Genomic DNA, 12,242 nt, shown 5'->3' on the forward strand with positions numbered 1-12,242 from the left:
CGATCAACGTGGCCGACCTTTTACGGGGTCGGCTCCGCGAGCATGGCGATCCAGCTCAGGATGCCCATGGGGATCGCGACCGAGACGACGTAGACCATCCAGTCGGCCGCCCGCTGGCGCCGCGAGCGCTGCCGGGTATGGGATTCCCGGCGCCGGGACGCTCCACGTGGCTTGAACGCTTGGTACGCAAGGCAGCCAAGGACGGCCACGCAGATCGAGACCTGCCACAGCTCGCCCACGACGCCCCAGAACCCGACCCGCTGAATCGTGTCTGGCTCCACTCCCTGCCGTGCGTCGAACTTGGTGCCGTCCGGGTAGTCGTGCCCGGTGTCTTTGAGGTGCACGTAGACGGCGTCGCCAGCAGTGCCGCCGTCCGGCGTGAAGTGCCCGTAGCAGTCGTAGTTGGAGTGCCTACGGCTGTTGCTGGTGTTGACGCAGTCGTCCACCTTGTACGTGCCTGGGGTGCCGTAGGCTCCTACGGACAGGGCGAGGTCGGCCGTCGCGTTGACGCACCAGAACGCGGTCACCAGGGCGAGGACGGCACCGCACACCCAGCCGAAGACGCGCATCATCCGTGAACCAAGATCCTCGGCTCCTTCTCCAACAGCCTGGAGATACCGGCCTGTTCGGCAAGAGCCCTGCGCTGCGGGTCGGCTTGGGCGCGCTCCTGCTCGTACTTCTCCCAGTCCGCGGGCTGCACGAAGAGCATGTCGTTGCTCCCCGGCACGATCATGACGCCGCCAAAGGCCAGGTCACCGGCGAACCAGGCACCGCCCTCCTCGGCCTCTTTCGGCCAGCGGCGCACCGTTGAGGCGTTGATCGCACGAAGAGAAGGAGCGCCGTGCTGCCCGCGCACCGACAGCCGGACCGTGTGCACATCTCCGAGGTACTTCCACTCCGTGTTCTTCTTGGACACCCGGGTTCGGTACTCGAGGGGGTAGGTGTGCAGCACCTTCTCACACACTTTGATTCGCGCCCCGTGGCCCAGTCGGAGAGCGAGGAAGATCAGCACCAACACGCCAGCAGGGACACCGAACACAGGCAAAGCAGCGTCCCAGCCGACCAGATGAGCTACCAACGGGACGGCAAACAGGACCAGGGCAAGCGCTAGGCGCGTCGCGATGTGCCGATACAGGAGCGTGCGGTTGTGTTTGAGGACCTGCGCAATATCGGGCACCTTGGGCGGATTGTCCATGAACGGGCTCCGTCCTTATCCGAAGTCGTTACGCATGGCCGCCTCGGCTGAGCCCGCTCGCGGCTCGTCGGGGTCGGACGCTGATTTTGTCGGGTCAGTGAACGTCAACGTACGGGCAACCCCAAGAAGGATGTCCCGGTACACGTCCGCAAGATGGAGAGCGGGTGTCACCAGCTGAACCAAGATGATGTCGGGCGTGCCCGAGCCGGCGACAGCGACCGTTCCCTGCCACACGTCGCCACGCAAGGGACCCTCAGGGCTGTCGGGGTCTCTGCCAGGCGCGACGGTGCGCTTCTTCTCCTCTGCGAGATAGCCAAGACCGCATGGCAGTTCAAGGGGGCGCATCCCGGAGCCCGGGTCGTCAGCGGCTGTCCCAGCAAGACCGGCGATCACCAGCTTTGCGCTGTGACCCGACGTCGAGACAGTGGAGATTGTGAGAGTGGACGTCACGATGGTGCCGTCGTCATCTGGGTGATAACCGACCGCGCACATATGCACGTTCTGCGCATTGAGCGCGGTGACCATCCCCGCATAAAACTGAAGGGCTTGCGAGGCTTGCGCCCGCTGTTCTGGGGGCAGCTTGTTCAGTTCCCGGACTAGTTCCTCGATACGCTCACGCGGCGGTTCGAGTTCCAGTTTCGCGTAGCCGTGCGGAATTCCGTACCAGAAAACAGGTTCTGCAGCACCGCTCACGGCCGAGCGCGATAGGGCGGCGGTCGTAGTCATCCTTCGTTCACCTCTCGGTTCAGCTACCTTGCCGCCAGGAGGGATCGCACGATGTCCTGCCCGGCCCAGACTCCGCCTCCGACGTTGATGCCAGTGGCTACATTGCCCGCCGTGCCCTCGTCAGGCATGAAGTTCGCAGCGACGCTGAGGCCATTAACGCTGAGGTCGGTCATGAGTTTTGCCGAGCCTGCGGCACTCTCGCCAGCTGCCTGCCACGCATCTGCCGCGGCGGTTGTCGGAGCCGTGCGCAGCACGTGGCCCACTTCCCGCACGAACTCGGTGCCGACCTCGCGGCTCGTGACGCTGACGCCCATCTCTGCTGCGTCAGCGAGCCCACCGCGGATACCTCGGGCCGCACCGCTCAGCGCCCTACCGCCCGGCACAAGACCAATGGCATCCCCACCGAAGGAGGCCCAGGCGGAGAGAGTGTCCTTGTTCCAGCCGAACTTGTCGCCCCAAGGGAGAAAAGCGTCTCGGAAGTCCCGATCAGAGAAGTTTTTGGCCATGTCCGCCGCGCTGGCGGCAAGCGCAATGCCAGCGAACAGCGGGGCAAGCGGAGTCGGAAAGAGAGCGAGCAGCCCGGCAATGGCCCCAATCGTGCCGGCATTCTCCAGCAAGAAGTCGCCGACCGACTGGAGGATGTCGCCGACCTTGTCCCAGAAGCCCGGCTCGTCCGGAGCCTTCTTCGCCGAGCCCTCCAAAGCCTTGGCGATGGTTTCAGCATCGCTGGCGTGCTCAGTCTCCAGCTCAGTGACCTTGCGGTTGAGCGACTCGTACTCATTGTTGGCCTTGGTGAGGGCCGTGCTCGCCGCGTTCAACTCCCGCTCCGCGGAGCGGAGCCGAGCGGTCGCGGCGTCGGCCTCCTCCTGCGAGGGGAAGGTCTGGCCCGCGAGCTTCAGGTCCGGGTGCTGGGCCGCCTGGTCGTACGCGCTCTTGGCCTTGTCGGCCGCGGCCTTCTTCTCGGCCGCCGCTTCGTCGTACTTCTTCGCCAACTCTCGGTTGGAGGTGAGGTGGCCTTCCCATTTGTGCAGTTGGGTTGCGGCACTGCGCAGGGAGGAGGCAGCATCCTTGATGTACTTCGGCAGGTCGCCATCGAGGGACTCGCGGAACTTCTCCGCCGCGTCGCCTTCCCAGTAGCTACTCTCGCCGGTGAGCTTCGTCAGCTGCCGATGCGTGTTCTCCAGCGCCGTCGCGGCTGCAGCCACCTTCTGCTGCAACTTCGTGACCTCTTCGGGGACGCCCGGCACGGGGTTCCATCCGATGTTGGGGTACGGGTTTGTTGCCATTACTTACCGCCCCCTGTGGTGCTCTCGCTCGCGATCTGCTTCAGGACCTTCTCCAAGGCCTCCTCGACCTCTTCGTAACCCTTCTTGTTGGACTTCACGCCCTCTTTAATCGCGTCGATCATTTTCTTAGTCTTGTCAGCCCCGTACTTCCACTCATCCTGGAACTTGTCACAGGCCTCGTCGAGCCGGGCAGTGCCGATCTGGTCGGCACGCACGTGGTCCAGGGCAGACCGGGCCTCGTTCAACTCGTTGACGCATCTCTCCAGATCCATCAGGAACTGTTCGAGTTGCCCGATGTCTGTCTTAAAGTGGTCCCCCATAGGCCGCTTTCTCCCCGCTCGGCTCTGGACGCATTGTGCCCAGAGAACTCAACTAATCACCCAGGCCTTCCTAGCACCTTACATGCACTGCCAAAGCGTGCCGTACCGGGTTCCGGTGGCACCTCAGCGCTTCAAAAATTCGCCACATGAGCGCCACGAGACCGTCGCCCGCGTATGACATGGGCCTACACCTGGAAGCCGTCGCCGAGACGCAGCTGTACCAACCCGGTTTGCAGTGCCCCAGGGGCATGTGTCACGTCACAACGAAGCGGTTCCAGGTGTTAATCGTCGTGATCGCAACGATGAGACGGGCCAGTTCTCGCTCGATGAAGTGCGCAGCCGCTCATTCGCGCACCTCGTCAGGACGAAGGCATCAATCGATATCACGCCCACATGCGAACCTGACTCTTCTACTGACCCTGGTGCGGTGGCTGTTGGGCATAGAGGTTGGGGTGCTGCTGCGAATGTCCCGGAGGAGCGGGGTACCCGTACCTCTGGTTGGGTGTCGCAGTGGGGTAGGGCTGTTGAACGGTTGGGTACATCCCTTGCTGAGACGAATAGCCCATGTTCTGTGGGTAAGTTCCGCTCATGGGCCCCGCGTTACCTGATTTGCGGCGGCTACGGGAAATCGCGAAGACGGTGACGGCGGCAATCACGGCTCCGATACCGATAACGCCGATGAGAAGGACGATGGCGCCCATTGAAGAGGTTCCATTCCAATCTTTTCTCGGGCTGACTCCCTGCGCCGCCGTTGTGATTGCCGCGGAGGACTGTGATACCAATCATCCCCGCCACCACTGGACGGTGAGTTGACTCCTACTGCCCCTGGTGCGGGGGCTGTTGAGCGTAGGGGTTTGGGTGCTGCGGGGCCTGGCCCGGAGGGGTGGGATAGCCCTGGTTGGGAGGGGTGTTGGGGTACGGCTGCTGGTAGCCCGTCGGAGGCTGGGGCGGGTAGCCCGTGCCCTGCGGGGGCATTCCGCCACCGTTGCCGCCGCCGCCGCTGCCGCGGTTTCGGCGGCTGCGGATTACTGCGAAGACGATTGCGATGACGACCACTGCGCCTGCGATGCTGGCAATGAGGAGGATGCTGCCGGACGAGGAGTCCTTCTTGTCCTTGGCCTGGCTCGTGCTGCCGGAGTCCTTGGAGGCACCACCGGACTCCGTGGAAGTTGACGGTGATGCCTGGGCGAGCGGACCTTGCTTGGGGCCCTTGGGAATATTCCTTGTCAGAGCCGCGTACGGTCGGATGATGCCGTAGCCATATTCCTCGTCGGGTACCTTCTTGACGTCATGATTGAGGAATGTGGCTGACTTAATCAGGCGGTTGATGACCTGGCCAGCGGTGAGGTCGGGATACTTGGCGCGGATAAGGGCTGCGGTTGCGGACACATAGGCAGTTGCGTCAGATGTGCCAGTCCCCGAGGAATAGTCATTCGTCTCGCTGGGATCCGCCGCCACAATACTCACGCCCGGAGCCGCGAGTGTCACACCTTCACCGAAATTAGAATTGGACCAGATCTTAAGTGACTCGTCGACGGCACCCACAGCCACCACACCAGGAAGCTTCGCTGGATAGTCGATACCAGCGTTCCCGTCATTTCCTGTGCCGGCCACGACTACAACATCGCGCTGCTGGGCATACTTGATAGCCTTCGCAGCCTCCGAACCGGGACCCGCAGAGGAATCAACAAGTGACAGATTAATTACCGATGCCCCGTGATCGACTGCATAGCGTACACCAGATGGCCACTGCTCCCCCGCATTGCCATTTCCAGCTTTAATCGGCAAAATCCTGGCCTTCGGCGCCAACCCGATCACGCCTGCAGAATTGTTCGCTCCGTGTCCATGGCCAGCGATGAGACTCGCCATGCCGGTACCATGACCGTCATTATCGTCTTGGGCGTTTCCACCTCCCGTGAAATCCTTGCCCTTCAACACCTGCCCTGTCAGGTCGGGGTGACTACCGTCCACACCGCTATCTACGACTGCGACAGTGACACCTTGCCCCTGCGACTCTGACCAGACTTTCTTGAAGTCGATGACGTCAATTGCCCATTGCTTGTCTCGAATGTAATCCGCTGACGCAATGGGAGCCGAGGTGAGGAGCAAGGCTCCTGTCAATGCCACAACACCTGTCGTGGACCAGACTCGCTTGAAACCCAATTCCTTGCTCCTCACTCAGCTGAGGCTGGGGGCGCCAGCCTCTATATATGGGCAGACGAAGAATTTTCGTCCCGCCCGCTCACATGCTTACTCGATCGTCCGCGGTACGTTCCGGTTGCGGTCATCTTCCGAGATCCAGGTCTCTTCGTCCTCGACCAAGTAGTCGGGGCGGTCGCCCTGGCTGTTCTCCTTCTTGCGGCGGTCCTTGCCACCTGCCCCAGCTGCGCCGGCCTGCGTTCCACCCCGGCTGCCGTGCAAGCCTGCACCGCCACCATCGCCCTTGCCGACTCCCTTGGCTGAACCGACCACACCACCACGGGTCCTCGCAAGGGCCCCACGGCCGCCGGCGCTGGCACCACCTCGGCCAGCTGCACCGAGGCCTCCGCCGCCCATCCCGCCCATGCCGGCCCGACCTCCGGCACCACGGCCTGCTGCTGCGCCAGCCAAACCGCCGCGACCAGCTAGGGCGCCGAGGCCGCCAGCAGAACCCTCCGCAAGGCCAGCAGCTCCGCCCGGCACCCCGAGACCTGCGCTCCGCGCTCCACCGATACCGAGGCCACCGCCACCACCGACGCCAGCTTCGCCAACACCTGTGCCGGAACCAGTCCCAGAGAGGCCAGGAGAGATGCTGTCCACATTCGTCCTGGCCGCCGGAAGCTCCGACGTGGCCGTGGGAAGCTGCGAACCGCCCGTGATACCCGGGTCACGGGGCGCTGCGGGGGCTGGCTTGATGCTCGAGGTGGAACCTGCGCTCCACGGCTTGTTGGCCACTCGACCAGCGCTCGGGCTCCCAGCCGCAGCACTCGGCGCTGGGATTGGAGGAGGCATTGACACGTTATTATCCGGCGGACTGATATGCTCTCTTTCGTTAATCCACTTGTTTTTATCGAGGTTCTGCGTATAAACCTTGTAGTTGGTCGCCAGGGTCTCCATCACGCCTATGGCCTGAAGCTTTCGCTCCATCCCCAGAGACAGATTATCCTTGTTCGCCTCGGCAACAGTTTTGGCACTGACACCCGCAGCCAGGTCCTTCTTCGCCTGGGTATCATCGTAATCGCCGCCATCAGTCATTTTGCTCCAGCCGCTCTCGAGCGAGGACGGCTCGTGGATACCCCTCATCTCGGTCTTGGCCTGCTCGAGGTCCGCACTGACCGCAAAAAGTTGCTCCGCCGTGAAGTTGGCGTACGCAGCCCCATTCCGAAGCTGGACGCCGATATCGCTAGCCCTGCGCTTAAAGGCTTCGGCCGCCTGGCCGTCCCAATGTTGCAGGACGTCATCGACGGCTTTTTCAAGGTCCCCGGCGATACTGCCAGGGACGGATTGTGTGTCCACAGCACCGGTCTTTCCGTCGCCGTCGCCGCCGGAAAGGATTTGATGGACGCTCTTCCAGTGATCTCCAACCGTCGAGATAGTCCCAGGATCGGAGTCCAGGATCATCTTGCGCAGGCCGTTGACCGAGTACTCCATGAACTGCGTCTTGAAGGCCTTGCGATCGATGGCCTTGCCATGGCGTTTGACCGTATCGGACTCAACGAGACGGTCATGCTCGTTCCGCTGTTCTACCTTCTTTGCCTCGTCCTGGCTTTTCCTCAACTGCCGGCTGTCATCTACACCGCCCATGACCTACTCCCCTCGTCAGTGCTGTTCCGGAACTCGACTAGCTAGAAGCCAACTGGCCCTTGGCAGAGCCACCCGAGCCGCCCCCCATGCTGTGTTTGATCTCGTGCTCCTCGTCGTTGTACTTGTCCCGGACCTTCGAGGTCTTCGTGCTGAAGTCGTCGATCAACCCGTGGAGCTTCTCGATGATCCCCTCGATCTTGGTCTTCATGTCCCTATGAGCCCCGTGTAGCTCGGCGGCTTCATGGAACTTGCAAGAGTCCTCCGAAACCTGACCGAAGGCGTTTACCGGGATTTCCGTGGCGTACTTCGACGTCGTGCTGGCCTTCTCCATGTCGTCCAGCAACCTCCAGAGCCTGCGGATGACTTCATCCAGCGCGCTCAGATCAACCCGCATCCCGTCACTCATACCCCGTTGTCCTCTCCCCTGTACTTCAAGTTGTCAGCACCTTTCGGTGCCCAAGTCATCGCCCACATCGGCCGATTCGGCCGGTGAGCCGCCTACCCGACCCGCCCAGCTCTTCCTACCCGCCTGCTACGCCAGTCCCGCACAGCCACCCCACTCCCCGCAACCACCAGCACCGCCGCGAGTCCCGCCCCCACCACATAGATGGCCGTCCGGCGTTCCCGTTCCGCCTCGCTCTCGCCCATGGTGACCGCCATGGGGACGACCCCGCCGGAGCCGGCCTTCACCGCCGGGTCAGGTGTTGGCGTCGAGGCCGGTTTTGAGGTGTCCGTCAGGGCCGCTACCGGGTCGATCACGCCCCAGCCGATGTAGCGGTTGGGGCCGCGGCCCGGGCGTTGGGCCGTTTCCTCGATTCGGGTGGCGATCTGGTCCGCCGTCCAGCCCGGGTGCTTCTGCTTCAGCAGAGCCGCGACGCCCGCGACGTACGGCGCCGCGAAGCTTGTGCCGTCGGCCGTGCACTGGCCCTTCTTGGGGACCGTCGAGACCATGTCGACGCCCGGTGCCGCGACGTCAACGAAGTCGCCTGCCTGTGAGAAGTAGGCGCGTTCGTCGTTGCGGTCGGAGGCTGCGACAGCCAGGACTCCCGGGTACGCGGCCGGGTACGTGTTCGCGGACTTGCCGTCGGCTCCGTCGTTCCCGGCGGCCGCCACGACCAGGGCCCCCGAGTTCACGGCCGCCGCCACGGCGCTCTCGAGTGTCGGGTCGGTTTTTTTGTTCGCCGTGTCGGAGGAGATGTTGATGATCTCCGCGCGCGCGGCAACCGCAGCCCGGATCGCGTCGGACATGGTTCCCGCGTTGCCCTGCTTGTTCTCTCCGCCCGCGTAGCGGAAGGAGAGGATCTTGGCGGCTGGGGCGATGCCCTCGAAGCCGGTGCCCTTGAGCGGACGGGCCGCGATGATGCCCGCGACCCGAGTGCCGTGGCCTTCGAGGTCCTGGGTGCCTGAGCCGCCGACGTAGGACTTACTGCCGGGGGCCATCGCATCGCGCAGCTGCGGATTGGAGCTGTCCACGCCCGTGTCGATCACCGCGACCGTCACGCCCTTGCCCGTCGCCTGCCCCCACATCTGGTCCAGCAGGATCCGCTGGAGGGACCAGGGCGTGGACTTGATGACGTCGCCGCCGAAGACGCATTCCGTGCTCGCCGCCAGGCCGAACTTCGCGCCGCCGGAGGCAGGGCCGTCGGAAGCGAGGGCCGGCGGTGCCGACACCACGCACAACCCGGTCACCGCAAGCACGCCGAAAACCCGCTGCAGTGCGCGGGTTCCACCGTTGCGGTCGTGGCGGTCGTTGCGGCTACGCGAACGGGCTCTGCGGCCCTCCACGTTCAGGCCCCTCATGTTCAGGCCCCCAGGGCTTCCTGACGTACCGATGCCGGACGTCCCGATGACGAGTGTGGAGTTGATGACGAGTGTGGAGACAGCGGACGAGTGCGGAGATTGACGCGTGTGAAGATTTGCTGAATTTGCTGTGTACGGGCCCGAAGCAGAGGACGGCCCAGCCGACACCGTGGCGTCGGCTGGGCCGATTCTCTTCATCTCAGGTCCCTCAGGTCCCTCAGGTGCCTCGGGTCGCCGACGGCTCAGCCCCAGGTGGAGGCGTTGCTCTTCTCCGTGGCCTGGTAGTTCTCGGCGGCGCTCTGCAGCGCCGTGGAGATCTTCAGGAGGGTGTTGTGCAGGTCCTGGGCCGTCTTGTCCCACTCGGTCTGCTTGCGCTGGTAGCCCTCCTGCGCCTCGCCTTCCCAGGTGGCGGCGACGCGCTTGACCGCGGCCTCCAGGTCGTCGAGCTGCTGCTTGATGCGGCCGGCGGTGGTACGCACGTCCGTGGAGGCGTTGGTGATGGTTGCGTAATTGACGAGGATCGACATCGTCATTCCCTTTCAGGAAGAGTCGTTAGGAAGTCGTTCGGGATCGATCAGGATCAGGGGGCCCCACGGGCCCGGTGGATCGGTCGGAGCCGGGTACGGCTCAGCCGAAGTCCGACATGATCTTGCTGATCTCGGAGTTCTGCTGCTCTTCCGACGCGGAGTAGTTGCTCCGCGTGGAGTCCACGGCTTCCTTGATGTCGTTGAGGATGTCGCTCATCTTCTTCGCGTCCTGGTTCCAGCGCTCCTGCAGCTGGTGGTAGGACGTGGCCGCCTGGCCCTTCCAGCCGCCGGCGATCTGCTCGATGACACCGTTCAGACGGCGGATCTCGCCCTGGAGCTGGCCGTTGACAGTGCTGATGTCACCGGAGAGCTTGGTGAGTTCGTCCTCTGTTACCCGGAACTGGCCGGCCATGATGACCTTCCCCCATGTCGTCGTTCATGTTGACTGATCCGGGAAACCTACGTGGTGCCCGGAGAAGCTTCGCACCGTTGAGCGCTGCAAACACTCTATCGTCAGCCTGTCTCACATCCACAGGCAAGACCAATCAGTTACACGGCTCACACACTTGAGCGATCATCTTGTGATCAACAACCTCGGTGTGCTCAAGTGCCCGCGCCCGCACGCCTGTTGACAGATGACGACTGCAATCCGACTGCAGTCGGACCGCAATCGCCTCCCTGCCTGCGGCAGTTACGCCATCACTGGCTCTGTTCCTGCGAAGCGCTGCCCGTGTCCAGCGTCGGGCCCTTGGGGATGAACTCCGCCCAAGTCTGCGGCACCAGCGCGGGGTTGGTGATGTCCTCGTAGCCGAGTCGTGTGCGGGCCTTGTCCGTCTCGCTCGCGTTCTGCGAGGACCCGTCGGAGCCGGAGGAGGACGAACCGGCGACCTTGCCCTTCGCGGAGCTGTCGTTGTTCGACGGCAGCGAATAGCGCAGGCCCGTGTCCGTCAGCAGGTACTGCGCGCCACCGCCGCCCGCGACGCCCGTGAGCTCCTTGAAGAGCAGGCCCGAGCCGGAGGAGACGTAGGCGCTCACGGAACCGGAGACGACCTTCTTGGGGTACGCCGTTCCGGCCCAGGCGGCCAGCTTCGGCTTCTTGTCGGCGCCGAAGGTGCCGTCGTAGACGCTGCACGAGGTGGTGCGGGCCTGGCCGTTCGCCGTGGACGCGGGGTTGGCCTGGTGCGGGACGTCGTCCGGCCAGCCCTTGTCCCCGTAGAACTTGTCCGGCGCGCCGCCGTTGGCCGCGATGATGACGTTCTGCGGGACCTTGGTGGTCCCGGTCGCCCGGGCCTGCGGTGACTGCTTGAGCAGCTCCGCCACGAACGGGGTGACGGAGGCGACCTTGTCCTGGAGGACCACGTAGTACTGCTTGCCCTGCGCGTCCTCCGACTCCAGTACCTGGCCCACCGTGGTCGCCCCGGTGGGCAGGCCCTTGGCCGTCGTCGTGCTGCCCGCACCCGGGACGGTCGGGAAGGTGATGGCCCCGCCGTTGTTGAAGGTGGCCAGCCACTCCTGGCTCACCGGCTGCGGCTCGGCGGACGTGCCGATGACGGCCGAGAGCAGCTGCGCCATGGTCGTCTTGTCGAAAGCCGGTCCACCCAGCAGGAAGCGGTTCCCGTCGCGGTCGATCAGGTAGAGCGCGCCGGTCTTGCTGTCCTTGACGTACAGCGCCTCACCGGAGTCGACCTTGCCGGAATTGTCCAGCGTCTTGGCGTCGTCGGCATCGAGGACGAAGACGGCGCGGTCGATGGAGTCGGCCGAGCCTCCCGGCGCCGGACGCTCGCACACGGCCCACGTCTTCGCCTTCTCCGCGTCGTCCTTGGAGGGCAGGCGGTCCGGGGCGTACGGGATGCCGATGGTCGCGCCGTGCGGGATGTTGCTCTTGTCGATCTCGCTGCCGGGGACCTCGAGGACGCTGCCCTTGCCCTTGTCGAGCAGGAGCTTGGCGGAGGCGTAGTTGAGGACCGGGTGCAGCGTCGCGACCTTCTTGCCGTTCGACGTCTTGTCGTTGATGACGACGTAACGCGTCGTGGAGTCGCTGTCGACGATGATGTACTCGCCGGGCTTGTCCCAGCCCGCCGGTGCGGCCGGCTTGATCACGCCGTAGGCAATGAAGCCGATCACCAGGACGACGCCGAGCGCCAGGCTGGGCGTCACCGTGCGCATGGGACGCGGTGCGCCTTCCTCCGAGCCACCCGGCGACGGTGCCAGGAACGCCGCGACGGTGCGCTTGCGAGCGAAGTTGTAGGCGGCGAGCTCGTCCTGACGCTTTGCCATGGTCCCCGTTTCTCCCGTTTTTTACTGCTCGATCGTGTCTGTGGCTGCGCGATAATGCTCGATCGCGCCGGTGACGCCGGATCGCGTTCGTACGGCAGCCTCGGCCGCCCGCAGGCACCTGCTCCGCCGCGCAGGCACCTACTATGCCCTGCGCCACCGGACGCCGGTTCACCAGGTGTTGGGCCGACCCCGCATCTTCACAGAGCTTCACCACAGCGCTTCACCATGCGGGCCCGGTCCGTGAAAGGCTGGCCACCTGGGGTTTCGGTGTCCCGTGTGTCGCCTGGTGTTTCGCAGCGGGTACCGTGAGCCGCCCACACGGATGTTG

12 protein-coding genes are annotated in these 12,242 nt (G+C 64.2%); all 12 read right to left on the reverse strand.

Annotated elements, in window-relative coordinates; all coding sequences use genetic code 11:
- Positions 1-20 precede the first annotated feature (20 nt).
- The 12 genes from ACFY1E_RS22685 to eccB all read right to left on the reverse strand — a co-directional run bounded on the left by ACFY1E_RS22685 (position 21) and on the right by eccB (position 11,914).
- Complete coding sequence (locus tag ACFY1E_RS22685; protein WP_389078764.1) at positions 21-572, reverse strand: hypothetical protein; 552 nt, start codon at positions 570-572, stop codon at positions 21-23.
- Complete coding sequence (locus ACFY1E_RS22690) at positions 569-1,195, reverse strand: hypothetical protein (protein WP_389078765.1); 627 nt, start codon at positions 1,193-1,195, stop codon at positions 569-571. The genes ACFY1E_RS22685 and ACFY1E_RS22690 overlap by 4 nt, the downstream gene beginning before the upstream one ends.
- A gap of 15 nt (positions 1,196-1,210) precedes the next feature.
- On the reverse strand, positions 1,211-1,921 hold the full coding sequence (locus ACFY1E_RS22695) for a hypothetical protein (protein ID WP_389078768.1): 711 nt from the start codon (positions 1,919-1,921) through the stop codon (positions 1,211-1,213).
- Positions 1,922-1,944: 23 nt separating this feature from the next.
- Entirely contained in the window at positions 1,945-3,207 is a 1,263-nt protein-coding gene (locus ACFY1E_RS22700; protein WP_389078771.1) for a hypothetical protein, read from the reverse strand.
- The gene (locus ACFY1E_RS22705) at positions 3,207-3,527 is read right to left on the reverse strand and encodes a hypothetical protein (protein ID WP_389078773.1); all 321 of its coding nucleotides are present in this window, start codon (positions 3,525-3,527) and stop codon (positions 3,207-3,209) included. The genes ACFY1E_RS22700 and ACFY1E_RS22705 overlap by 1 nt, the downstream gene beginning before the upstream one ends.
- An 816-nt stretch (positions 3,528-4,343) precedes the next feature.
- A complete protein-coding gene (mycP, locus tag ACFY1E_RS22710) occupies positions 4,344-5,705 on the reverse strand; it encodes a type VII secretion-associated serine protease mycosin (RefSeq protein ID WP_389078776.1) in 1,362 nt (453 codons plus the stop codon).
- Positions 5,706-5,777: 72 nt separating this feature from the next.
- Positions 5,778-7,310 (reverse strand): hypothetical protein, encoded by a 1,533-nt coding sequence (locus ACFY1E_RS22715; protein WP_389078778.1) that lies wholly within the window; start codon positions 7,308-7,310, stop codon positions 5,778-5,780.
- A gap of 37 nt (positions 7,311-7,347) precedes the next feature.
- Positions 7,348-7,716: a hypothetical protein gene (locus ACFY1E_RS22720; RefSeq protein WP_389078781.1), complete on the reverse strand. Its 369-nt coding sequence runs from the start codon at positions 7,714-7,716 to the stop codon at positions 7,348-7,350.
- 92 nt (positions 7,717-7,808) lie between these two features.
- Positions 7,809-9,110 (reverse strand): type VII secretion-associated serine protease mycosin, encoded by a 1,302-nt coding sequence (gene mycP / locus ACFY1E_RS22725; protein WP_389078783.1) that lies wholly within the window; start codon positions 9,108-9,110, stop codon positions 7,809-7,811.
- A 242-nt stretch (positions 9,111-9,352) separates the two neighbouring features.
- Entirely contained in the window at positions 9,353-9,643 is a 291-nt protein-coding gene (locus ACFY1E_RS22730) for a WXG100 family type VII secretion target (RefSeq protein ID WP_115905531.1), read from the reverse strand.
- Between the two features lie 94 nt (positions 9,644-9,737).
- Positions 9,738-10,049: a WXG100 family type VII secretion target gene (locus ACFY1E_RS22735; RefSeq protein ID WP_115905532.1), complete on the reverse strand. Its 312-nt coding sequence runs from the start codon at positions 10,047-10,049 to the stop codon at positions 9,738-9,740.
- Between the two features lie 287 nt (positions 10,050-10,336).
- Positions 10,337-11,914 carry a type VII secretion protein EccB gene (gene eccB / locus ACFY1E_RS22740; RefSeq protein WP_389078786.1) on the reverse strand — a complete coding sequence of 526 codons (1,578 nt, stop codon included), beginning with the start codon at positions 11,912-11,914 and terminating at the stop codon, positions 10,337-10,339.
- Positions 11,915-12,242 lie beyond the last annotated feature (328 nt).

Source organism: Streptomyces sp. NPDC001604, assembly GCF_042893475.1.
Lineage (GTDB): Bacteria > Actinomycetota > Actinomycetes > Streptomycetales > Streptomycetaceae > Streptomyces.

Excerpts from the sequence above, each read along its gene's own strand:
- ACFY1E_RS22700 (WP_389078771.1), bottom strand. The coding sequence starts at position 3,207 with ATGGCAACAAACCCGTACCCCAACATCGGATGGAACCCCGTGCCGGGC.
- ACFY1E_RS22690 (WP_389078765.1), bottom strand. The coding sequence starts at position 1,195 with ATGGACAATCCGCCCAAGGTGCCCGATATTGCGCAGGTCCTCAAACAC.
- ACFY1E_RS22720 (WP_389078781.1), bottom strand. The coding sequence starts at position 7,716 with ATGAGTGACGGGATGCGGGTTGATCTGAGCGCGCTGGATGAAGTCATC.
- ACFY1E_RS22695 (WP_389078768.1), bottom strand. The coding sequence starts at position 1,921 with ATGACTACGACCGCCGCCCTATCGCGCTCGGCCGTGAGCGGTGCTGCA.
- ACFY1E_RS22735 (WP_115905532.1), bottom strand. The coding sequence starts at position 10,049 with ATGGCCGGCCAGTTCCGGGTAACAGAGGACGAACTCACCAAGCTCTCC.
- ACFY1E_RS22705 (WP_389078773.1), bottom strand. The coding sequence starts at position 3,527 with ATGGGGGACCACTTTAAGACAGACATCGGGCAACTCGAACAGTTCCTG.
- mycP (WP_389078783.1), bottom strand. The coding sequence starts at position 9,110 with ATGAGGGGCCTGAACGTGGAGGGCCGCAGAGCCCGTTCGCGTAGCCGC.
- ACFY1E_RS22715 (WP_389078778.1), bottom strand. The coding sequence starts at position 7,310 with ATGGGCGGTGTAGATGACAGCCGGCAGTTGAGGAAAAGCCAGGACGAG.
- eccB (WP_389078786.1), bottom strand. The coding sequence starts at position 11,914 with ATGGCAAAGCGTCAGGACGAGCTCGCCGCCTACAACTTCGCTCGCAAG.
- ACFY1E_RS22730 (WP_115905531.1), bottom strand. The coding sequence starts at position 9,643 with ATGACGATGTCGATCCTCGTCAATTACGCAACCATCACCAACGCCTCC.
- ACFY1E_RS22685 (WP_389078764.1), bottom strand. The coding sequence starts at position 572 with ATGATGCGCGTCTTCGGCTGGGTGTGCGGTGCCGTCCTCGCCCTGGTG.